This window comes from Spirosoma soli (assembly GCF_042684525.1).
Taxonomy (GTDB): domain Bacteria; phylum Bacteroidota; class Bacteroidia; order Cytophagales; family Spirosomataceae; genus Spirosoma; species Spirosoma soli.
On record NZ_JBHULN010000001.1, the window covers coordinates 141,309 to 163,964 of the forward strand.

At 48.6% G+C, this 22,656-nt stretch carries 18 protein-coding genes; 15 read left to right on the forward strand and 3 right to left on the reverse strand.

Annotated features, from left to right (window positions below; translation table 11 throughout):
* Positions 1-49 precede the first annotated feature (49 nt).
* Positions 50-2,272 carry a carbohydrate binding family 9 domain-containing protein gene (locus ACFSUS_RS00565; RefSeq protein WP_381517581.1) on the forward strand — a complete coding sequence of 741 codons (2,223 nt, stop codon included), beginning with the start codon at positions 50-52 and terminating at the stop codon, positions 2,270-2,272.
* Between the two features lie 95 nt (positions 2,273-2,367).
* A complete protein-coding gene (locus ACFSUS_RS00570; RefSeq protein ID WP_381517584.1) occupies positions 2,368-2,562 on the forward strand; it encodes a hypothetical protein in 195 nt (64 codons plus the stop codon).
* 81 nt (positions 2,563-2,643) lie between these two features.
* On the opposite strand, the gene dapA is transcribed toward ACFSUS_RS00570, so the two are convergent.
* From dapA to ligA, 3 genes are all read right to left on the reverse strand, one after another.
* On the reverse strand, positions 2,644-3,555 hold the full coding sequence (gene dapA, locus ACFSUS_RS00575; protein WP_381517587.1) for a 4-hydroxy-tetrahydrodipicolinate synthase: 912 nt from the start codon (positions 3,553-3,555) through the stop codon (positions 2,644-2,646).
* 66 nt (positions 3,556-3,621) lie between these two features.
* Positions 3,622-4,170 carry a hypothetical protein gene (locus tag ACFSUS_RS00580; protein WP_381517589.1) on the reverse strand — a complete coding sequence of 183 codons (549 nt, stop codon included), beginning with the start codon at positions 4,168-4,170 and terminating at the stop codon, positions 3,622-3,624.
* A 116-nt stretch (positions 4,171-4,286) separates the two neighbouring features.
* Positions 4,287-6,347, reverse strand: a complete 2,061-nt coding sequence (gene ligA / locus ACFSUS_RS00585; RefSeq protein ID WP_381517592.1) for an NAD-dependent DNA ligase LigA — start codon at positions 6,345-6,347, stop codon at positions 4,287-4,289.
* Positions 6,348-6,549: 202 nt separating this feature from the next.
* On the opposite strand from ligA, the gene rpe reads away from it, so the two are divergent.
* The 13 genes from rpe to ACFSUS_RS00650 all read left to right on the forward strand — a co-directional run bounded on the left by rpe (position 6,550) and on the right by ACFSUS_RS00650 (position 22,617).
* Positions 6,550-7,221, forward strand: a complete 672-nt coding sequence (gene rpe, locus ACFSUS_RS00590; protein WP_381517594.1) for a ribulose-phosphate 3-epimerase — start codon at positions 6,550-6,552, stop codon at positions 7,219-7,221.
* Between the two features lie 59 nt (positions 7,222-7,280).
* Positions 7,281-8,690 (forward strand): alpha-amylase family glycosyl hydrolase, encoded by a 1,410-nt coding sequence (locus ACFSUS_RS00595; protein WP_381517596.1) that lies wholly within the window; start codon positions 7,281-7,283, stop codon positions 8,688-8,690.
* 125 nt (positions 8,691-8,815) lie between these two features.
* Positions 8,816-10,870: an OmpA family protein gene (locus tag ACFSUS_RS00600; RefSeq protein ID WP_381517599.1), complete on the forward strand. Its 2,055-nt coding sequence runs from the start codon at positions 8,816-8,818 to the stop codon at positions 10,868-10,870.
* Between the two features lie 28 nt (positions 10,871-10,898).
* Positions 10,899-12,665, forward strand: coding sequence for a glycosyltransferase family 39 protein (locus tag ACFSUS_RS00605; RefSeq protein ID WP_381517602.1), 1,767 nt, complete (start codon positions 10,899-10,901; stop codon positions 12,663-12,665).
* Between the two features lie 77 nt (positions 12,666-12,742).
* A complete protein-coding gene (locus tag ACFSUS_RS00610) occupies positions 12,743-13,567 on the forward strand; it encodes a transketolase (RefSeq protein WP_381517604.1) in 825 nt (274 codons plus the stop codon).
* Positions 13,557-15,569 (forward strand): NAD-dependent epimerase/dehydratase family protein, encoded by a 2,013-nt coding sequence (locus ACFSUS_RS00615; RefSeq protein WP_381517606.1) that lies wholly within the window; start codon positions 13,557-13,559, stop codon positions 15,567-15,569. The genes ACFSUS_RS00610 and ACFSUS_RS00615 overlap by 11 nt, the downstream gene beginning before the upstream one ends.
* A gap of 26 nt (positions 15,570-15,595) precedes the next feature.
* On the forward strand, positions 15,596-15,826 hold the full coding sequence (locus ACFSUS_RS00620) for a DUF433 domain-containing protein (RefSeq protein WP_381517608.1): 231 nt from the start codon (positions 15,596-15,598) through the stop codon (positions 15,824-15,826).
* Positions 15,826-16,182: a DUF5615 family PIN-like protein gene (locus tag ACFSUS_RS00625; protein WP_381517610.1), complete on the forward strand. Its 357-nt coding sequence runs from the start codon at positions 15,826-15,828 to the stop codon at positions 16,180-16,182. The genes ACFSUS_RS00620 and ACFSUS_RS00625 overlap by 1 nt, the downstream gene beginning before the upstream one ends.
* Before the next feature lie 35 nt (positions 16,183-16,217).
* A complete protein-coding gene (locus ACFSUS_RS00630; RefSeq protein ID WP_381517612.1) occupies positions 16,218-17,132 on the forward strand; it encodes a transketolase family protein in 915 nt (304 codons plus the stop codon).
* The gene (locus ACFSUS_RS00635) at positions 17,129-18,937 is read left to right on the forward strand and encodes a hypothetical protein (RefSeq protein WP_381517614.1); all 1,809 of its coding nucleotides are present in this window, start codon (positions 17,129-17,131) and stop codon (positions 18,935-18,937) included. The genes ACFSUS_RS00630 and ACFSUS_RS00635 overlap by 4 nt, the downstream gene beginning before the upstream one ends.
* A gap of 56 nt (positions 18,938-18,993) precedes the next feature.
* On the forward strand, positions 18,994-20,148 hold the full coding sequence (locus ACFSUS_RS00640) for an acyltransferase family protein (protein ID WP_381517617.1): 1,155 nt from the start codon (positions 18,994-18,996) through the stop codon (positions 20,146-20,148).
* A 241-nt stretch (positions 20,149-20,389) separates the two neighbouring features.
* Positions 20,390-21,151 (forward strand): glycosyltransferase family 2 protein, encoded by a 762-nt coding sequence (locus ACFSUS_RS00645; protein WP_381517620.1) that lies wholly within the window; start codon positions 20,390-20,392, stop codon positions 21,149-21,151.
* 74 nt (positions 21,152-21,225) lie between these two features.
* Positions 21,226-22,617: a protoporphyrinogen/coproporphyrinogen oxidase gene (locus ACFSUS_RS00650; protein ID WP_381517623.1), complete on the forward strand. Its 1,392-nt coding sequence runs from the start codon at positions 21,226-21,228 to the stop codon at positions 22,615-22,617.
* Positions 22,618-22,656 lie beyond the last annotated feature (39 nt).

Genomic DNA, 22,656 nt, shown 5'->3' on the forward strand with positions numbered 1-22,656 from the left:
TGAAAGTTACGTGTTACTTTTGTTGCCATGACCAATAAAAAGTAACTCTGTGAAGTTATATCTACTTTTACTACTGGCGTTAATAACAACTAGCTTTTCTGGGCTTGCCCAGAAAAAGAACGAAGCTTATCAACTCCGTATTGGCCGAGCGGTTTCACCAATCGTTATTGATGGTCATGTAGAAGACCCCGCCTGGCAAGCCACCGAAGTGGCAGGTAACTTCTGGATGGTGTTACCAATGGACACTAGCCGGGCCCGCGTTCGAACGGATGTTCGTATGACTTACGACGATCAGAATATTTATCTGAGCGCGGTTTGTTATCATGGAAGTGTTGCCGGGCCTTACGTGGTCGAGTCGCTCCGACGCGACTGGAATTTCCCACGTAATGACAATTTCATTTTCTTCATCGACACCTTTGACGACCAGACAAACGGTTTTGCCTTTGGTACCAACGCAGCCGGAGCCCAATGGGACGGCCTTCTCTATGAAGGTAGTAAAGCAAATTTGAGCTGGGACAATAAGTGGACATCTGTAGTCCGCAATTACCCGGATCGGTATGTCGTTGAACTGGCCATTCCTTTCAAAACGATTCGCTATAAACAAGGCATTACACGTTGGGGGATTAACTTTAGCCGACAGGATCTCAAGACAACCGAGAAATCATCCTGGACACCCATTCCACGGCAATTTCCCACGGCGTCGTTGGCTTATACGGGCGTGCTGGTCTGGGATCAGCCACCGCCATCACCTGGCCCTAATATTTCGCTTATTCCGTACGTGTTGGGCGGCATGACACGCGATTACGAAAACGGTGTTGCCAATTCAGGACGTTTTGATGCAGGGTTAGATGCTAAGGTGGCGGTTACCTCTTCGCTTAATTTAGACTTAACCGTTAATCCTGATTTCTCGCAGGTTGATGTTGATCAGCAAGTAACTAACCTGGATCGGTATGAGTTATTCTTTCCCGAAAAGCGGCAGTTCTTCCTCGAAAACGGCGATCAGTTCACAAATTTTGGCTACGGTACCATCCGGCCATTTTTTAGCCGACGAATTGGCTTGGGTGGCGTACCGATCCGGTTTGGGGCACGACTCAGTGGTAAGCTTAATAAAGACTGGCGCCTTGGCGTCATGGATATGCAAACCGGTCACGTCGATGCCTTGGGCCTTCCAGCTCAGAATTTCGCAGTTGTTGCCCTACAACGACGCGTTTTTGCCCGATCTAACATTGGGGTGCTGTTTGTTAATAAAGAGTCGCTATCTTATGAACCTGTTGAGAACAAGCCCGTTTATTCTCGTTACAACCGAAATCTGGGTGTAGAATACAATCTGGCTTCAGCCAATAACCTCTGGACGGGAAAAGCTTTATACCTCAAATCATTTTGCCCTACCTCACTTAGTTCAGGTCAGACCAATACGGCAGCAGAGGGTAATGATGCGGTTGTGGCAGCGAATCTGCAGTATAATGACCGCCATTGGCTCATCGGTGGCCAAGTTGAATCGGTAGGCCAAAACTATACAGCCGAAGCTGGTTATGTGCCCCGTCGTGGCTACAAACGGGTGATGGGCACGGTTGGTTATACCTTCATCCCCACCGGTAGTCCTGTTTTAAGTCATGGTCCGACGCTAACGTCTACTTATTTCTTCGACCCATCCGGGCGGCAGAGCGATAACCAAAACTATTTAGGCTACACCGTTACGTTCCGTAGTAAAAGTGTCTTTACGGGTTGGGTTGCCTCAGATTATGTTCGCTTGTTGCAACCGTTTGACCCAACCAATTCAGGACGGCAAACGTTAGCTACGGGCACACAACACCGCTGGACGGCCTGGGGTACCGACTTCGACTCGAAACCACAGAGCTTACTCACCTACGGTTTTACAACCCGATACGGTGGTTACTATGACAATGGTACCCGCCTGAATCTTGCGGCCGACATTGGCTATCGCTTTCAACCGTATGTCAGCTTAGCCGCCAGTGCAAGCTATAATGACATCCGATTGCCTCAACCCTGGGGGCATACCACGTTTTGGCTGGTTGGCCCACGCTTCGATATCACCATGACGAACACCTTATACCTGACCACGTTTGTCCAATATAACGAACAGTTGAAGAACATGAATCTCAACGCCCGTATTCAATGGCGCTATAAACCCGCTTCCGATTTATTCATTGTTTATACAGATAACTACCTACCCAACATGGGTGAACCAGGCCCCTTTTCGGTAAGGAACCGGGCACTCGTCATTAAATTTACGTATTGGTGGAACGTTTGACGCCTGGTATTTAAACAAAGCACCTGTAGCTCAGTTATTTCTCCATTCATCATCAGCGAGGTGACTCACTCACTGCTTACATTAAATCAACGTTCATGAAAACTCTCCTGCGTTATTTTCCGATGGCCTTCGTGGCCATGTTTTTGACTTTGTTTCTAACGAGTTGCGAAGCCATTGGCGACATCTTCAAAACCGGTGTCTGGACCGGCGTCATCTTGGTATTCGTTGGCATTGGTGTCGTCATCTGGCTTGTCTCGAAGCTGTTTGGCGGAGGTGGCAGAAACGGTTAACCTCTACCACAATGACTATAAACAGAAAGGCGCTCTCAAGTTGAGAGCGCCTTTCTGTTTATAGTCGTACGTTGCTGATTATTACGCGACTAATTCTAGTAAGCCATCGCGCTGGAGCACAGCCCGCTGGCGTTCGCCAAGCTCACTAGATGCCTTCATCAAAGGCAAGCGCACCTCCGACGAAATCAGGCCCATAATTTCGAGAATATTTTTTACACCAACCGGATTGCCTTCTTCGTAAAGCAATGGATCAATTCGCAGGAAGTGACCAAGTTGTTTCTGGGCAAAAGCGAAATCACCCTGCAAAGCCGCGTCGATCATACCCGAGAACTTAGCGGGGAATGCATTGGCAATTACTGACATTACGCCAACTCCGCCGATGCTGATGATGGGTACAGCCTGCACATCGTCGCCGGAAATAAGCAGAAAGTCGTCCGGCTTGTCACGAGCGATTTCCATGCACTGCTCAATCACGCAGGAAGCTTCTTTTACACCGACGATGTTAGGATGTTGCGCCAGTTCACAGATCGTTTCGGCAGTCATGTTGATACCTGTGCGGAACGGAATATTATAAAGGATAACCGGCACCGGACTGGCATCAGCAACGCGGGTAAAGTGTTCAATCACCCCACGTTTACCAGGCTTATTATAGTATGGACAAACCGACAGAATTGCATCAACTCCCTCGAAGTCGATGTCCTTCATTCCGGATACAACATCGGCCGTTACATTGCCGCCTACCCCGAATATGATGGGCAGATTCTTGGGGTTGTTTTCTTTGAGGTATTGCAGTAACTGTTTCTTTTCCTGCTTAGTCACCGTGGGCGATTCGCCCGTAGTGCCCTGAAGGACAATGTAACGGACGCCCCCTTCGGAAACGTGCCGGATGATACGACCAAAGCCGTCGAAATCAAGTGAATGATCGGCGTTGAAGGGCGTCACGATGGCAACGCCTACGCCGTGAAATTTGCCGCCGTGAATACGAGTGTCCATTATTGGAAACAGGAGTTTGTTACGGCAAAGTTACGGAATTTAAGACTCGGGCAGGACCTTCGACATTTATTCATTTTCGGCACGGGAGAAGTCTTTGGGGGTAAATTCATCGGTGGGCAGTAACTCAAAAACTTCGTCGTGGATACGGGCAATGTACAATCCAGCCCGGAGGGCTTGTTTCTGCACTTCGTAGGCCCCGTCGACGAAAGCCAGCACAGCGTACAGCTTCTTACCGTTGTGTTCAGGAAAAAACTCATAAAACCGCTCGGTGATTCGTAACATCTGCTCAACATCATGCTCTTTTAAGTGGCTTTTAACTTCCACAATAACCACAGCGTTAACGGTGCCGTTGGCCAGACCAAGCACATCTATTTCGATGGTGTCGCCATTGCGTTGCGCTTTATAACGGGTTGTGACCGTGGTCATGCCAAATTGCTCACGCAACACCCGCTCCATCGATGGAAACGCCATTCCTTCTGTAAACGAGCCGAACTTGTTACCGAGGTCGCCAATTAATTTGGCATTTCGCTTTGTTATTCGGTCTGTTTCCTGCTGGCTTTGCACTATCTCCCGAAGGATCTGGCGGGTATCATCAAAATTAGTAGTCGCTTCCATTAAACAGTGGGTTTACCTTTTACAAACTTAATAAACTCATCATCAATAACTCTTGGTTTGCCAGCCTGGATTTGAATGAGTCGTTTAAAAACAGGCTGAAGCCTGGGCTACATCATTTACTTCTCCAGCATAGCCATGAACTCGTCTTCGCCAATCATCGATACGTTTAGTTTCTGCGCTTTTTCAACTTTCGACGGTCCTGCGTTTTCGCCCACAATGAGGTAGTTCAATTTTTTGGAAATACCACTGAGCACTTTACCACCGTTGGCTGCGATACGTTCCTCCAACTCCTCGCGGCTAAAGTTTTGGAAGGTTCCCGTATACAGAAACGTTTTACCGGCGAGAGAATCGCTTTCGGCCTCCACCACTTTTCGATCCGATGCGAACTGCAGGCCAGCCGCCCGGAGCCGTTCTACTAAGTTGCGGTTATCGGCGTCGGCAAACCAATCGGCCAAACTCTGCGCAATCCGGGGCCCCACATCTGGTACGTTGGCGAGCGTCTCCAGCGACGCGTTCATCAAGGCATCCATCGTACCAAAATACTCTGTTACGCGCTCGGCCGTTGTGTTGCCAACGTAGCGAATGCCTAAGGCGAACAATACGTTCGGAAAGGGCTGCGCTTTGGACCGTTCGATGGCCGTTAGAATATTTTCAACGGTTTTTTCGCGGAAGCTGACGATCCGCTTTTTACCGGTTTCTTCATCTAAAAATATTTTTTCGATACCCAGCAGGTCTTTGGCCGTCAACTGATAAAGATCAGCGGGGGTCTGCACAAGTCCCCGATCAATGAGTAGCTCAATCTTACCTTCGCCCAGGCTTTCAATATTCATGGCCCGGCGCTGGATAAAGTGCTCAAACCGCGCCTGGCGTTGAGGTGGGCATCCTTTCTCGTTTGGACAATAAAAATGCGCTTCCCCTTCTTTCCGGATGAGCGGGGTCCCACAAGCCGGGCATGTGGTTGGATAAACAATTGGTTGGGATTCTGCGGTACGTTTACTTAAATCGACACCCGTAATTTTGGGGATGATCTCCCCCCCTTTTTCAACAAACACATTATCGTGAATCATGACGCCCAGCCGTTCAATTTCATTGGCATTGTGCAGCGACGCACGTTTAACCACGGTACCCGCCAGCAACACGGGCGTTAGTAAGGCAACGGGTGTAACGGCCCCCGTACGACCTACCTGGTACTGAATTCCGTTGAGTTTTGTGTTAGCCGCCAGGGCTTTGTATTTGAAAGCAATGGCCCAGCGCGGGCTTTTAGCGGTATACCCTAACTCACGTTGCTGATCGTAACGATTTACTTTAACCACAATCCCATCCGTGCCAAGTGGCAAATCGAACCGTTTGGTGTCCCATTCATTGATAAACAGCATCACCTCTTTGATGTCGGCGCATTTCCGCCAGGTCTGCGATACGTTGAAGCCCCAGTTCTTCATAGCTACCAAGCTTTCTTCGTGGGTCTGGAACACGTCGGCACCATCCGGTGTGGGGTCCGACAAAAACGAATAGAGATAGCAATCGAGCCGCCGTTTGGCCACAATGGCCGAGTCCTGTTGCTTGAATGTACCCGAAGCCGCGTTTCGGGGATTGGCCAGTAGCGGCTCGCCGATGTCTTCACGTTCTTTATTGATGCGCTCGAACTCGGCTAACGGCAGAAACCCTTCGCCCCGCACCTCAAACAAAGCGGGTACTTCGGCAGCATTCACACGCAGTGGCACAGTCCGAATTGTGCGGATGTTATGCGTTATATCATCGCCCCGAACCCCATCGCCCCGTGTCGCCCCCTGCACTAATACGCCGTTTTCGTAGGTCATACTCAGGGCCACGCCATCAAACTTAAGCTCGCACACGTATTCGTAAGCCTGCCCGTTCAGGCCACGTCGAACACGGCTGTCAAACTCAACGAGGTCTTCTTCTGAATATGTATTGCCCAGTGAGAGCATCGGAAAGCGATGGTACACCGTAGCAAACTCTTTACTAATAGCCCCCCCTACCCGCTGCGTGGGCGAATCGGACCGCCTAAACTCAGGGTATTGCTTTTCAAGGTCATTCAGCTCGGCCAGCAGCTTGTCGAAGGTGAAGTCATCTACTTCCGAAACACTGTTCTGGTAGTATTGATAGTTGTAATAATTTAGTTGATCGGTCAGTTGGGTAATTCGCTCCTGAGGTGTCATACGCGTAAATGGGCAAGAAGCCGTAAACAAAGAATAAATAGCCTGCAGGCTCTTTTGGCCCACTAGTTGTTACGTTCTAAACTGGCAATATTGGTTTTGTTTCTTGATTCGGCCAAAAAAAGGTACTTTTACGAGATAAAAATAGAGATCAATTTGCAGTAAGCGGCAGGTCGCTTGTTTGTTATTCTGCCAACTGTCAGCTATGACCCAACCTCTGATTGCCCCCTCGCTGTTAGCAGCCGACTTTGCAAATCTGCAACGCGACCTGGAATTAATTAACCAGAGTTCAGCCGATTATCTGCATTTTGACGTCATGGATGGGGAGTTCGTTCCTAATATTTCCTTTGGTTTCCCCATCCTGGATGCCGTTCGGCGGCATTGTCAGAAACCGCTTGACGTTCACCTGATGATTACCCAGCCAGACCGTTACCTCGAAGCATTTGCTAAAGGTGGCGCATCGGTCATTCATGTGCATTACGAAGCCTGCATTCACCTTCACCGAACCCTCTCGCACATTCGTGAGCTGGGTTGCCAGGCAGGTGTTGCACTTAATCCGCATACGCCAGTGGCTGGTCTAGAAGATGTGCTGGAGCAGATTGACGTTATTCTGATCATGTCAGTTAACCCTGGTTTCGGTGGACAATCTTTTATTCCGCATACCATTCAGAAAGTAACTAAACTTAAGCAACTGCTGCTGGCCAACCAGTCGTCGGCCCTGATTGAGATTGACGGTGGGGTTGGGCTCAACAATGCCCACCAGTTAGTCAATGCAGGGGCCGATATCTTAGTGGCAGGAAGTTCTGTTTTCGGAGCCGATGATCCCTTGGAAGCGATTCGACAGCTTAAAAACAGCCGCCAGCCCATGGTAGCCTGATCGTAAAATCGTCCAGTAGTCGTAACGCTTAATCTTACTGCTTTAACGAGAGTCAATTCATGAAGAAATCATATCTGGCCGTTGTACTCAGTGCCTTTGCTCTAACAATGGCCTGTCGCGACACTCGAAATAACGATTCTGAGACATCTTTATCCACCACCGATACTACGACCGCTAATGCTCCACCTGCTCCCGAATGGTCTAGAAACGCAACCATCTATGAAGTAAATACTCGTCAGTTTTCGCCAGAAGGTACGTTCAAAGCGGTTGAGGTTCAACTTCCGCGCTTAAAGGAAATGGGTGTAGACATTATCTGGTTAATGCCTATCTACCCCATCAGCCAGAAAAATAAGAAAGGCTCTTTAGGTAGCCCCTATGCCGTATCCGATTTCAAGGCCATAAACCCCGCCTATGGAACGCTGGCCGATTTCAAGGCGCTTGTCAGACGCGCCCATGCCTTGGGGCTACATGTGATTCTCGACTGGGTTCCTAACCATACAGGACCCGATCATGTTTGGGTTAAGGAACACCCCGACTGGTATACGTTGGTAAAGGGGAAAATGATTGCCCCGATAGATCCTAAAACGGGAAAGCCAACCGACTGGACTGACGTTGTCGACCTCAATTACAACAATCCAGATATGCGCAAAGGTATGATTGAGGCTATGCAATACTGGATAAAAGAGTGCGACATTGACGGGTACCGCTGCGATGTGGCCGGTTTTGTACCGAACGACTTCTGGGCCGAACTCCGTCCTGAGCTAGATAAGATTAAAACCGTATTTATGCTCTCAGAATGGGAAGATGAGCCCGACCAGTTTAAATCGTGTTTCAACATGAACTACGGCTGGAGTATGCATAACATGATGAAAGCCGTTGCCAAGGGAGCCCGTACCGCCGACAAAATCGACTCGGTGCGGGAAGCTAACCAGAAACGGTTTCCGGCCTGGTACTATCAAATGATTTTTACTCAGAATCACGACGAGAACACGAATAACGGTACGTTAGCCGAGTCGTTTGGCCCCGCAGCCGACGCATTTGTGGTACTGAGTAGTACGCTCGAAGGTATGCCGCTCGTTTACAACGGGATGGAATCAAACCTGAACAAGCGACTCGCTTTTTTTGAGAAAGATACCATTGCCTGGGGCACTTATGCCAAGAGTGACTTCTTCAAGACATTACTAACCCTTAAACATCGTAACCGAGCTCTCTGGAACGGACTTTCGGGTGGTAAGGCGGTAAAAATTGACACGGACCGCGACGACAAAATCTACGCCTTTCATCGGCAGCGCGACAACGATCAGATAGCCGTTATTATTAACCTGAGCAATCAACCGCAAACCTTCCGGCTGTCGGGCGATGGCTTCGCGGGGGTCTATACCGAGGTGTTCAGCCATCAGTCCATGGAGCTGAAGTCAGAAATGGCAATGACGCTTAAACCCTGGGAATACCGAGTACTGACAAACTAGGTGTTGCGGTATACGCAGCTGTTGCGGGTGATAAACAACGCGTTTAAAACCGACCGCTCATCATTGATTCTTTGTAATAGTTTCGCATACTGCTTAAATTGGAGTTTTCAGTCGAGTATAGTTTTATGCGTACGCTACGTATCCTACTCTGTATTAATCTTGTAAGTTTTGCATTCGGTGGCCTGGCACAAACCGTTCAGTGGGCGAACCGAGTAGTTGGTGTGTCGTCGGAGAAAAAAGGGGAAGTAACCGGTGAGCAATATAAAGCGTCGCAAGCCTTAGGCCGTCCGAGTAAACTCCCTCAACTAGGCGAAACACCCTGCGCCTGGGCCCCCTTTTACGCAGACGGTACGGCTGATGAATGGATTCAGGTGGGATTCGAGAAACCGATACGTGCCCAGCAGATTGTAATAGCCGAAAACGTGAATCCAGGGGCGGTTATTCGAGTGATCGCCATTGATGAGAAAGGTAAGGAGCATGCCGTGTATGAGGCCAATGGCATTCAGGCTCGACAAGACCCGTTGTTGCACGTTTTTTTGAAAGACTCCGCTTTCGTGTGTCATCAGGTTAAAGTAGTCATGAACGGGGCTGCGCTGAAGGGCATTAACCAAATTGATGCCATTGGCATTTCAGAAGATACCAAACCCATTACGGTTAGCATCAACGTCTCAAAGGATACACCTAAAGATATTCAGAAAGAAAACCTCGGTAAAACAGTCAATTCACCCGGACAAGAGGTTGCTCCGGTGATTTCGCCCGATGGACGAACCCTTTATTTCACCCGTAATTTTAACAAGGCGAACGTTGGGGCATCTGATCGGCAAGATGTGTGGTACTCAACTCTTACTTCGGCCAGCAACGGTAATCCAGCGGGTTGGAGCGAGGCCGTCAACATCGGTGCGCCCATCAATAATGGCGGAGATAATGCCATCAGTAGTATTTCTGCCGATGGCAAAACCGCCTACTTGCTTAATGTCTATTTACCAGATGGGTCGATCGTGTATGGCTTATCCAAATCGATTAGGACGAAAAGCGGCTGGACATTTCCGACAGAGCTAAAAATCAAAAACAACTACAACCTGCCCGATAGTGAATCCGATAAAACCGTTACCACAGAGCTAACGGTTTCGCCTGACGAAAAAGTGATGATTTCCTCAGTGCGCCGGAAAGACTCAAAAGGAAACCGCGACTTATACGTATCGTTTCTGCAGGCTGACCATACCTGGAGTGAGCCTGCTCACATGGGTTCTGTGATCAACACCGCTGATATTGAAAGTGCTCCCTTTCTGGCATCAGATAATCGTACGCTATATTTCACATCGGCTGGACATCCGGGCTACGGCAATGGTGATATTTTCGTAAGCCGTCGGCTCGACGATACGTGGAGCAATTGGAGTGAACCTGAGAACCTGGGCCCAACGATCAACACCCCCGAATGGGACGGTTATTTTACCATTCCGGCCTCGGGCGATTATGCCTACCTGAGCTCACGGGCTGGCTCAATGGGCGAAGATGACATTTATCGGCTAAGGCTCTATCCGGCTATTAAGCCTGATCCAGTGGCCATTATATCTGGTCAGGTTTTAGATGCTCAGAGTAAAAAACCGGTAGCCTCCGAAGTAGTCTCGGGCTTGTTGGGCGAGAAAAAAGATGTAGCTAAAGTTGATTACAGTCCGGAGACGGGTGAATATCGAATGATTCTGCCCACTCAGAAAATGTATAACCTCACGGCCAGTAAAGAGGGCTACTTCCCGGCTACTGAAACTCTGGATTTAAGCAAAGACAAACGCTTTCGCGACATTCGTAAGAATCTATATTTAGTTAAAATCGAGCCTGGCCAAAAAATTGTCATGCGGGAAGTATTGTTCCAGCAAAGTCAGTTCGCCCTTGAATCGGGTGCGAGTGTAGAGCTGGACCGCGTTGTTGGCATGATGGAGCAATATCCCAGCATGGAATTGATGGTAGAAGGGCATACTGATAATCAGGGCGAATGGGAGCCTAATATGAAACTGGCCGAGGATCGGGTTCGGGTTGTTAAAGAGTATCTAACGAGTAAAGGCGTTGCCGAGTCGCGTATTCAAACCAAAGCATGGGGCCCCAGCAAACCCGTTGCCAGCAACGAAACCGAAGAGAAACGTAAACTAAATAGACGGGTAGAATTCACTATTCTAAAATTGTAAAACCAGGAATAGCACTACTTTTGCGGCAATGTTCCGCTTATCAAATCGCACTACACTATTTCTGCTAGGCGCTATTTTAGTTCTCGCCTTTGCGTTACGTCTGTACCGGGCTGGCACGTATGGCATCTTTTTCGACGAAAAATCTACGCTACTCATTAGCCAGGGCGTCGTGCTGGAAGGATTCAACCAGAAAGATGTATTCTCAAAAACGTACTTCACCCCGGCCGAATTCTGGAAGCCCAAGACAATAGCCGACTTTATTGAGGCCGATACCAGGAGTGACATCGGCAATAGTCCCTCCTACTACGCTGTTTTGTGGCTTTGGATGGAACTATTCGGTCTAAGTGATTGGTCGCTACGTATGCCCTCGGTGCTATTCAGTACGTTCACCGTTCTACTACTTTATTATTTTGTCAAACGGCATTTCAATTCAGAGAAGCTAGCCATCACAAGCGCATTCGTAGCCGCCATTGAGCCGTTTTTTATTGCGCATAGTCATATCGCCAGGAACTACTCGATGAGTTTTTTTCTAACGTTATTGGCAACTCATCTTTTACTGCTTATTCTCGAAAAAGCACGTACCAACAAACACCCAATCGGTTTGTACGTAGCTTATGGGCTAGTGTTTGTGACATCCGTTTTATCTCATTATTTAACCGTTACGGTATTTTTGTGTCATGGTTTGTACGCATTATTATACCTGCGGAATAAACAGACATGGATTACCTTAGCTTCAGTTGCAGCTCTTGGTTTGGGTTTAGTCTCTTTGTGGTTTTTGTTTGGCGGTGGTAAATACACCTTTTTTACGCTTAATTATCAGGCTCAGCTATACCGTAGTATTGCATTGACGAATCCGACGGGTTCACAGTTCGGCATTGTCTTACCAGCTACCTTTCGCAATATCACCGTCCGGGCGGTGCCGATTTTTGCCGATCTTTTCATAGTTACGAATGGCTTAGGAACGGCCATCCTGGGACTCCGGAACTCAGTCCTGGCCATTGGGCTTGGCAGTGTGGCAACGTTTTTCATCCACCAGTATTGGGCAGACAAGAATCCACCTGTTTGGGTTTATGGTATTGTACCGGTTGTTTTAGCGGTAGGATTACCCATCTACACGGTTGTTCCATTACGCTTCCTGGTATTGTCGACGGCTGTTCCATTCATTTATTTGATTGGTCGCTACGTTGTTAGCTATGTTGGAACATCCCAAAAGCATTTAGTAGTATTGATGTTTCTTTTAGCCTTCATACCCACCTTGTTCTTATTATTTATGGCCTGGCGATCAGGGCATACCTTTGGCATCACTCAGCGCTATTCAGGCTTCTCATTCCCGTACGTTTGTGTTTTCGTAGCCATGGGTTTGCAGCAGTTAATACAGTTGCCAAGATGGTTCAGCTTGCCATTGGGAGCTGTCCTGATTTTACAACTGGGCTTTGTTATACAGTTGCTGGCAGACATATACGCAGACAACCAACCCAAATACACCTACTTCGACCGACCCCGTATTTCTAATCCGTACTTCTACACGGCTCAGAAATTAAAACAGCTTTATGCGCCCGGTGATACGATTCTGTACCCGAATATGAAGCGCGTTATCTACTCGGAAAAAATAGATAAAACATACTCTCCATACGCTTTGCTGGATGCACAGTTAGTAAACGTGTATCTTCCTGAAGATGCGCAGTTTATCCAGCGGGTTGACCCCAATGAGCGTGACCGGGTCGTACTGGTAAAAGGGAAGTCCGGCGAAAAAATTACTATTTTTGACTTTCAGGACAAGAAGTACAGATACTAAGTCTCAGGCTCAAGGCTTTATGGTTAATAATCCCAAATTTGAGATACAAGTAGCCTCCGACATTAAACGACAGACGCGTGCAAACTCCATCCATTGATACTCGACAACTCCAGGGGCAGCTCCGGCTAAAGATTCTGGGGCTTTATAACCAGGCGCATGCCGGTCATATCGGCTGCTCACTGAGCTGCATCGATATGATGATTGCCACGCTGGTAGTGCACAAGCGGGAACAGGATACCTTTTTGTTATCGAAAGGTCACGCAGCGGCTTCTCTATACGCTTGCCTGAATCACCTCGGCGAGATCTCCGACGAGGTTCTGGCAACGTATTATCACAACGGCACCACCTTACCTGCTCATCCAGCACCAAACAAACATCGGGGTATCCCATTCGCAACGGGTTCGCTGGGGCATGGTTTGCCCATTGGTGCCGGTATTGCGCACGCCGGAAAACTTCAGAATGACGGCTCACGCGTTTATGTGCTAATGTCCGATGGCGAAACAAACGAAGGAACAACCTGGGAAGCCGCCCATTTTGCCTTACAGAACGGCCTCGACAACCTGATTGTGCTGATTGATAAAAACGGCCTGCAGGGCTTTGGTATTACTGCTGACGTTTTGGGCGACACAGCCGATGCTCGTAAGTGGGAAGCGATTGGCTTTGACACTATAGAAGTGGATGGTCATGATATTGAAGCGCTTACATCGACGGTTGACCAGTTGACCGCTGCACCAAACGGTAAACCTAAAGTAGTGATTGCCCACACGGTAAAAGGCAAAGGCGTATCGTACATGGAAAATCGGCTTGAGTGGCATTACCTGCCTATGAACTCCGCCCAGTACGAACAGGCTTGTGCCGACGTCACCGAACGCTACCTAACATTATCCCCGAATGTCGCCTAACGAACAACCGTTTACTAATACCATCAAGCAACTCAAGGGTCCCATTGTTGTTTTCGGGGCTAGTGGATTTATCGGTGCCAACCTACTGGAACAACTTTCGCGTGCTCGTCAGCGCAACGGACAGTCCGACGTGTACGCCCTAACGCACGATGCCACCAAAGCCTGGCGCCTAAAATTGCTGGATGTTCCGGCGGAGAATGTTGTTCACTGCGATATTTTATCAGGTACATCGGTTAAAGATGTGTTTGACCGGTACAAGCCCAAAACCATATTCAACCTGGCGGCTTATGGTGCGTACAGTAAGCAGAAAAACGTTGGCCTGACCTACGAAACCAATGTGCTGGGTACGGTTAACATTTTGGAGAATTGCTCGCCCGACATGGTCTACATCCACGCAGGTAGCAGCTCTGAATACGGCTTCAATTGTACGGCTCCCAAAGAGACCGATCCGGTCGAACCTAATAGTCATTACGCTGTATCGAAAGTTTCGGCCGCTTATACGCTGGAATATTACGCTAAAATACACGGTTTAAATACCTTAAACCTGCGGCTGTATTCCATCTACGGGGGTTGGGAAGAACCCGACCGGCTCATTCCAAGATTGGTGGAAGAGGCTCGTCAGCAGAGGCTTCCACCGCTGGTTTCGCCGGATATCAGCCGCGATTTTGTCTACGTCGATGACTGCGTAGAAGCGTTTGTGCTGGCTGCTCTGCGCGTCAATGAAGCCATTCGCGGTCGGTCGTACAACATTGCCACCGGCCAGAAAACCACCATGCGGGAGTTGGTCGACGTAACCCGGCAGACGTTTGGCATTGCGACCGAGCCGGTATGGGGAAGCATGAACAACCGCAACTGGGACCTGGCCGACTGGTACGGTGACCCGACTGCGGCTGAAAACGATCTCGGCTGGAAAGCCCGTACCTCGCTGAGCGACGGCCTTCAGCGAACGGCCGACTGGCAGATTGCCCATCAATACGAAAGTCGTGTCTTGCCCGCCTTTCAAACCCCGACGCTAAACCCGGTTATCTCGCCCATCATCGCCTGCTACAAAGACGCCCAGGCCATACCGTACATGTACGAGCGCCTGGTGAAGACCTTCAATCAGATGAAGGTGCGTTACGAAATTATCTTTGTCAACGATAATTCGCCCGATAACACCGACGAGGTGCTCAGCGAGATTTGTGCGAAGGACCCGAACGTAATTGCCATTAAGCACTCCCGTAATTTCGGCTCTCAATCGGCTTTCCTGAGTGGTATGGAAATCTCAACGGGTGATGCCGTTGTCTTGATGGATGGTGACCTGCAAGACCCTCCCGAGGTTATTCCAGAATTTTACGAGAAATGGCAGCAGGGCTTCGACGTCGTTTATGGTGTTCGGGTGCAGCGGGAAATGGCTCCGCATGTACACTTTTTTTATAAGCAGTTCTATCGGTTGTTCCGCAAAACGGCTTACATCAACATTCCAGTTGATGCGGGTGATTTCTCCATCATTGATCGAAAGGTGGTGCGTGAACTTGTGAACTTGCCCGAAACGGAACAGTTTCTACGTGGCTTGCGGGCATGGGTAGGCTTCAAACAGACGGGTGTCAACTACGTGCGGCCGGAACGGATGTTTGGTGTCTCGACCAATAACTGGACGAAGAACATCTGGTGGGCCAAAAAAGCCATTTTCTCTTTTAGCTTCGCCCCGCTTGAGTTGATGACCTATGCCGGATTCCTGTTAACAGGCTTATCAGTACTAGGCATACTTTGGCAGATTCTTGCCAAATTAGTATTCTTCCCTGATACACCAGCGGGTCTGTCAACGGTTATTATTCTGGTGATGTTTTTTGGCGGCATCAACTTGTTAGGAATCTCGTTCTTAGGCGAATACATCAGTAAGATATTTGAAGAGACAAAAAAACGACCGAAATTCATTCGAACACTGGTGCGTAAGGGTCCACAGATGTACAAAACGGCTGCCGAAATCAACGCCCTGATAGAACAACGTAGAAGTAAGTAGTTTTTGTAGTAATTGAGACGAAGACGATGAACTACCTGGAACGAATTACACTTGATACGCAAATTTGTCATGGCAAACCTTGTATTCGGGGTATGCGGTGGCCGGTTGAGGTAGTCCTTGATCTGCTGGGGTCAGGCATGACAATACCTGAAATAATAGAAGATCATCCTGAGTTGGAACGAGAAGATATTATTGCTTGCCTCAATTATGCCAAAATTACGCTATCGGGTCAGATTCCTCCTGCCATTGCTGCCTGATGAAATTCATTTGCGACGTTCATATACCAATAAAACTGTCAAAATATTTTGTTTCATGTGGGTTCGAATCGCAACACATGACTCGGCTACTCAGAGGAGATTCTACAACTGATTCCGATATTTGTCAATATGCAGATGCGACTGACAGCATTGTTATTACGAAAGACTCTGATTTCAAAAATAGTTATTTGCTACGTCAGACTCCTAAGAAATTGATACGAGTGTGTTTAGGCAATATTCCAAACGAATCCCTAATGGACTTACTGGCAAAACATCTGCCACTTATTGAAAGGCTAAATCGAAATGATGCGTTTTATGTAGAATTACATCCGAACAACATTCTCGTGTTTTCATAAAACCAGTTATTAATTAGATTTTAGCCATTACAAGTATGCGAAAAGAATTTTCAGCCGGTATTGAACGAATTGCCGCGACCGACGACAAGGTGGTGTTCATCACTGGCGACTTAGGGTATAATGCTCTCGAAAACCTTGTCGAGCTGATGGGACCTCGGTTCATAAATGCGGGTGTTGCCGAACAAAATATGGTTGGTGTAGCAGCAGGAATGGCCTACAAAGGTTATAAAGTTTTCTGCTACAGCATCGCTCCTTTTGCCGTTTACCGGTGCCTGGAGCAGTTCCGTAACGATGTTTGCCTGCATAATATGCCCGTTTTCCTGGTAGGAAACGGTGGTGGATACGGCTATGGCATCATGGGCTCAACGCACCATGCTATTGAAGATTTAGCCGCCTTGAGCAGTCTACAGAACGTTAATACGTACATCCCTGCGTTTGCTGATGATGTAGACCCTATGCTTGATCAGATCGTGGCCGAAAGCCGCCCGGCTTACCTTCGTTTGGGAGCTGGCGGTAAAACACCCGATGGAGCCAGCGTAATGGGAACGTTCAAACACGTTGTGCGCAGCAGTGAATCACTTGGTACTGTCGTGGCACTGGGTCCGGTTGTGGGTAACGTATTGACAGCCCTACAGGATGAGCAGCTTAAAGGACAGTTTGATGTGTTTACCGCTACTAACCTTCCGCTCGATTTACCCATTGAACTGGCTCATCGTTGGGCGGGGAAGCCTTTGCTAGTCGTTGAAGAGCACGTATCCATTGGCGGATTGGCCCAACAACTGTCCGTAAAATTATTAACCGACGGAGCCGCCCCGAGCCATTTTGTGAGCCTGTCGGCCCAGGGCTACCCGAACGGGCTTTATGGCGATCAAAAGTATCACCAGCACATGTCGGGTCTGGATGCCGACAACATCGTTCGTCAGCTTTCGAGTTTGCTAATCGCCGGATGACCCCACGCGACCAACCCAACCAAACGCTGTCGACCCGGCCGGACCAAACCAGATCTCACCGGGCAAGCTCACCAACGGCGGCAACTTCCGCGGGCTGGTCGCTGGGCGCCTGGCTTTTTGTTGCGTTGCCGGTAGTTGTTTTCGGGCTGGTCTGGCAATATTACGCGGTTAATGTGCCAAAATGGGACGATCATGCTTTACGGCATTTCCTTTATCTCTTCGATCAGGAAACGACGATTTCAGGCAAAATCTATCAACTATTTAAACAGCATAACGAACACCGCATCGTTTATGACCGTATCATCACAGTAATTGATTACTGGCTGTTTGGCAAGCTCAATTACATTCATTTGATGATCGTTGGTAACCTGGCGGTCGTTGGGTTACTAGCCATATTCATTTCGGTATTACGCCGGAGTGGCCGCTCGGTGTTTTATGCGGTGCCGGTTGCCTTTCTTTTGTTCAACCTCTCGCAGTGGGAGAACATGTTTTGGGGCATGGCTGCCCTGCAAAACTTTTCGGTGGTGCTGTGGATTGTACTGGCCCTTTACTTACTAAGCTATACGAACCGGTTAAGTTTAGCCGTGCTTTCGGCCGTGCTCGCAACACTGACCAGCGGCAATGGCCTTACGGTTTGGCCCCTCGGCGCTGTTCTGCTGGTCTTGCGCCTAAACGACCGGCAACGTAACGCTGAGCAACGTCGATTCAACCCGTTAATCAGTTGGCTTGGTAGTGCAGCGTTAGTAATTGGCCTCTATTTCTATGGGTTCAAGCAACCCGGCGATATAACGTATGTGCAGCCCGGCCTAGTAGCCTTGCTGAAGGGTTGGTTTGCCGTTATTGGTGCCGCTGCCGAAGCCTTTCCTGTAGGATCAGCCCTCACGAATAGCACTTTGTTAGGCTGTTTGATGGTTGTAATCACGCTTGGCGGCATAGGCTGGGGCGTTACCACCAATTGGCGTACCATTCTCCAAACCTTGGGGCAACTAACTAGCTCTTCAACCTACAGTTCTGCTAACAAAACAGTATTGTCATCAGCTACCTTATTTTTTTGGAGTTGTGCAGCTTTTGTGCTGGGAACTGCGGCTATTGTGGCCTGGACACGCACTGGATTTGGTGCTCACCTGCTCATTACGAGTCGCTACAAGCTGTACTCATTGCTGCTATTGTTGTTACTTTACACGTATGCCATTATAGAGTTACCTCAGCGAATTGGGCGCTGGGTCAACGGAATAGGGATCATAGGCAGTATCTCGCTGGCCTGGTTATCGTATTATACCTTCCTGAGCGAGGCCATGTGGTGGCGGCATTGGCTGTTAACTAACCAGTTCAACTGGACGTACAGCACCAATCGCCCGGTTGTCAGACTAGACCCGGTAACTCTCAAGTACACGAAGCCTCAACCAGCCTTCTACGACAAAGTGCTACCAACGTTGTACGGCCCCGGTAACCAGCCTGTTGTACCTATACGTATCACTAAAACATCGGCGGGGTATTCGATCCAGAACGAAACAATTCCGGCATTGGGCCTGCGCGATGAAGGCGCCTATATAGTGGCCCGTTCAAGCCGGCGTACCTATTTGTTTCCGACCCGGCAAAATCAGGCATCTGTCAGCAAAACGAAGCTTCTGCCAGGCCGCCAATTTTCGACTGGCTTTTCGTCCGTTATATCGCCTGCTGAGCTCGAAGCAGGTACGTATCAACTATTCGTGTTGACGGTGGCCAATCAAACAACGCTGTCGCCCACCAACCAAATAATTCGGTCAACTGGTCAGCCGGTTGATATGTCCAAGAAAAACTGGTAAAATCGGTTAGTTGAGTTTATTTCGCTCTGTGCTGATTTATTGATTCAATGATTACTATGCAAACAAACGCCCCAGCAAGCCCCCTAATCCGTCCAACGCTGAACCACCTCAAACAGTTGGATGGAATCCGGTTTATTGCCGTTGGTCTTGTGTTGTTCGATCATTGGATGGTTGGGCGCATCGAAGGGCTAGCGCTGGGGGCATTAGGCGTTACCATTTTTTTCGTCCTGAGCGGCTTTCTGATCACCCGGATCTTGTTGTCGAGTAAAGACAAATTACGGGATCAACCCCATGGCGGTCTAGGTAAGTACCTGAAGACCTTCTACATTCGCCGAACGATTCGCATTTTCCCGGTTTACTACCTGACGTTGTTCGTCTTAGCGCTTGTCAACGAGCCGCCCGTGCGGGAGAAGTTTGCCTGGCTCGCCTTATATGCCACGAACATCTACATGGCCATAAACCACACCTGGATGGGTACGGTAGACCATTTGTGGTCATTGGCGGTTGAAGAGCAAGTTTATCTATTTTTTCCTTTACTACTGTTTTTTGTGCCGCGTCGCTACGTTCCGCTAACATCATTGCTTATGATTATTGGTAGCGTTGGCCTTCGATATATCTTGTTTGCTAAACAACTTCCCTGGTTCATCGGCTACGTTTCCATGCCTACCTGCCTGGACGCCTTTGGCTTAGGGGCTATTATGGCGTACGGCTGGCTGTACCGGCGCGATTGGTTTACCCGGCTCTTTCAATCGTCGGCCTGGGTTATCGTCAGCTTATTGGGGTTTGTGGGCGTTGTCATTCTCACGAACTGGATTGCGCTTGATTCACCCTATGGCTACCACAACGTTATGGCCGATGTGTGGGAACGGCTGGTGGCCTCACTATTCGGTTTTTTCCTGATAGGTCGGGCAGTCCTGGGATACGGTGGGATCATGAAATGGATGTTAGAACATCCGGTAAGCCAGTATCTGGGGCGCATCAGTTACGGCTTGTACCTCTACCACAACTTCGTTTTCAACTTCTACCACACTCCACCCACGCACTTTACGGTGCGAGCCTGGCGACGAATTACAGATCTTCTCCCTTTCTTACAGAGTTCATACTTTTTTGAGTTTTCGTTTTACTTAGCACTAACTGTAGCGCTTGCCACGCTTTCCTGGTTTTTGATTGAAAAACCAATTAACAATCTAAAAGATCGGTTTTCGTATTAATCCATAGTCAGAAGGGCCTTATACTAGAAATTTGTCACTAAAACAGAGCCGATTGATAGATCAACTGGTTTCCCGGTTAATAAACTCCTATTAGCAAACGGTACCGACCCACAACAATTACCTATATTTGTGAAGTTATTAGGCAAGAACAATCTACGTCGGACCCTTTAACCAATTCAGCATTTTACAAAAATCGGTTGTCGAACGACCGACGGATCGCCAACCACCTAAAGTACACTGCATGAGCCTCCTGCTGTCAATCGTAATGCCGGCTTACAACGAAGAAGAAGTAATTGAAGTTGTTGTCAAGCAGTGGACCGATTTACTAACCCGTCAGTTTCCCACCGAAAATACCCGATTGATTGTCGTCAATGATGGCTCGCGTGATAAAACTGGTACCATATTAGATCAAATCAAAGACCGCTATCCTAAATTGGTGGTCGTGCACCAACCCAATGGTGGTCACGGCAATGCCGTTGTAAACGGCTACCGTCAGGCTGTCGCTCTAGACTCTGAATACGTTTTTCAGACCGATAGCGACGATCAGTTCATTACGGATGACTTCGTAAAACTTTGGGCAAAACGGAATGAATCGCCATTTATTCTGGGCTATCGCGAAGAGCGGTACGATGCGCCCGCGCGGTTGGTTATTACGCGGATTCTACGATTGAGTATTGCGTTCATCTATGGCACCTACATCATGGACAGCAATATCCCATTTCGTCTGATTCGGGGCACTTTCTTGCGAAAGCTGTTGGCTCAATTACCTACTCCAACGCCTTTTGCACCAAACATCTTTTTGGCCGTTATGGCTAAAAAGTCAGGTTGTAATCTTTTCGACATCCCTATTACCCATAAAGAACGGCAGACGGGTACCGTGTCCATTCTGAAATGGAAGCTGTTGAAAGTGTGCATTCAAAGTTTTAAAGAGCTGGCTCAGTTCCGCTTCGATCTTGCCGATAAGGTGAAGGCGCTCAAAGCACCGGAACCTGTTGCCGCGTAATCTGATATACGGATGCGCCTGATGGCGAAGATCTTACATTCGTATATTGCATAGTGTAGTTTCCAACTCAACTCATGAATTATAAATACGTCATCATTGGCTCTGGCCCGACGGGTCTGGGAGCCGCTTATCGGCTGAAAGAACTTGGTATCACCGATTTCATTGTTTTAGAAAAAGAAAACCGCATAGGGGGCCTCTCCAAAAGCTTCGTCGACGACAAAGGTTTTACCTGGGACGTTGGTGGTCACGTACAGTTTTCACACTACAAATATTTCGACGATCTGATGCTGAAAGCATTGGGTCAGGATGGCTGGCTCAGCCACCAGCGCGAATCGTGGGTGTGGATTGAAAATCGGTTTGTGCCGTATCCATTCCAGAACAACATTAAGTATCTCTCACCCGAAACGATGTGGAAGTGTCTGGAAGGCATCATCCACAATTATAAGTTTCCGACGAACCAAAAGCCTGCTAACTTCAAAGAGTGGATTTTGGCCACCTTCGGCCCAGGATTAGCTGAAACGTTCATGTTCCCATACAACTTTAAAGTATGGGCGTACCCAACAGAAGAAATGAACGCAGTTTGGGTCGGCGAACGGGTAGCTGTGACTGATTTGCAACGCGTTACCAAGAATATCATTTTCAATCAGGATGATTTTTCCTGGGGCCCTAACAGCACCTTTAAGTTTCCCAAACACGGTGGTACCGGTGGCATCTGGGAAGCTGTCGGTGATCTGATTGGCCGCGAATACGTTAAGCTGAATTGCACCGTTGAGAAAGTCATTGGTCCCGAGAAAAAGATTGTTCTCGCTGATGGATCAACCATTCAGTATGAACATTTGATGAGCACGGTGCCGCTCGACATCTTCACCCGTAAGGTAGAAGGTCTTGACTCGCAAACCGTAGAGACAGCCCAGGGTCTGAAGCACTCGTCGACAAACGTAGTTGGCGTTGGTTTAAAAGGGCAACCTAAAGAGAGCCTGAAAACGATGTGCTGGATGTATTTCCCCGAGTCGAACAGCCCATACTACCGCGTAACGGTGTTCTCGAATTATAGCCCGAACAACGTTCCGGACATTACCCAAAACTGGTCGTTGATGACCGAAACGAGCGAATCGTCGGCGAAGCCGGTTAATCGGGAAACCCTGATTGAGGATACCATTCGGGCTTTAAAGGAAGATCAACTGATTCTGCCCGAAGATGAAGTCGTTTCAACCTGGCACATGGCATTCGATTATGGCTACCCGACTCCATCCGTCGAGCGGGATGCCATCCTGAAGGCTGTATTGCCCAAACTCGAACCCTTTGGTATTTACTCGCGCGGCCGGTTTGGTGGCTGGAAATATGAGGTTAGCAACCAGGATCACTCGCTAATGCAGGGAGTTGAATGGGCAAACCGAGTTGCCGCCAACGTACCAGAATTGACGCTACCCTTCCCCGAAACGGCAAATGCCATGTGGGGCAAGTAAGTTGGTAAGTCGGCGAGTCGATCAGTTAGCCAGTTATAG

Coding starts and splice junctions, on each gene's coding strand:
- rpe (WP_381517594.1), top strand. CDS start 6,550: ATGACCCAACCTCTGATTGCCCCCTCGCTGTTAGCAGCCGACTTTGCA.
- ACFSUS_RS00580 (WP_381517589.1), bottom strand. CDS start 4,170: ATGGAAGCGACTACTAATTTTGATGATACCCGCCAGATCCTTCGGGAG.
- ACFSUS_RS00640 (WP_381517617.1), top strand. CDS start 18,994: ATGCAAACAAACGCCCCAGCAAGCCCCCTAATCCGTCCAACGCTGAAC.
- ligA (WP_381517592.1), bottom strand. CDS start 6,347: ATGACACCTCAGGAGCGAATTACCCAACTGACCGATCAACTAAATTAT.
- ACFSUS_RS00615 (WP_381517606.1), top strand. CDS start 13,557: ATGTCGCCTAACGAACAACCGTTTACTAATACCATCAAGCAACTCAAG.
- ACFSUS_RS00650 (WP_381517623.1), top strand. CDS start 21,226: ATGAATTATAAATACGTCATCATTGGCTCTGGCCCGACGGGTCTGGGA.
- ACFSUS_RS00595 (WP_381517596.1), top strand. CDS start 7,281: ATGAAGAAATCATATCTGGCCGTTGTACTCAGTGCCTTTGCTCTAACA.
- ACFSUS_RS00605 (WP_381517602.1), top strand. CDS start 10,899: ATGTTCCGCTTATCAAATCGCACTACACTATTTCTGCTAGGCGCTATT.
- ACFSUS_RS00635 (WP_381517614.1), top strand. CDS start 17,129: ATGACCCCACGCGACCAACCCAACCAAACGCTGTCGACCCGGCCGGAC.
- ACFSUS_RS00570 (WP_381517584.1), top strand. CDS start 2,368: ATGAAAACTCTCCTGCGTTATTTTCCGATGGCCTTCGTGGCCATGTTT.
- ACFSUS_RS00625 (WP_381517610.1), top strand. CDS start 15,826: ATGAAATTCATTTGCGACGTTCATATACCAATAAAACTGTCAAAATAT.
- ACFSUS_RS00620 (WP_381517608.1), top strand. CDS start 15,596: ATGAACTACCTGGAACGAATTACACTTGATACGCAAATTTGTCATGGC.
- ACFSUS_RS00600 (WP_381517599.1), top strand. CDS start 8,816: ATGCGTACGCTACGTATCCTACTCTGTATTAATCTTGTAAGTTTTGCA.
- dapA (WP_381517587.1), bottom strand. CDS start 3,555: ATGGACACTCGTATTCACGGCGGCAAATTTCACGGCGTAGGCGTTGCC.
- ACFSUS_RS00630 (WP_381517612.1), top strand. CDS start 16,218: ATGCGAAAAGAATTTTCAGCCGGTATTGAACGAATTGCCGCGACCGAC.
- ACFSUS_RS00645 (WP_381517620.1), top strand. CDS start 20,390: ATGAGCCTCCTGCTGTCAATCGTAATGCCGGCTTACAACGAAGAAGAA.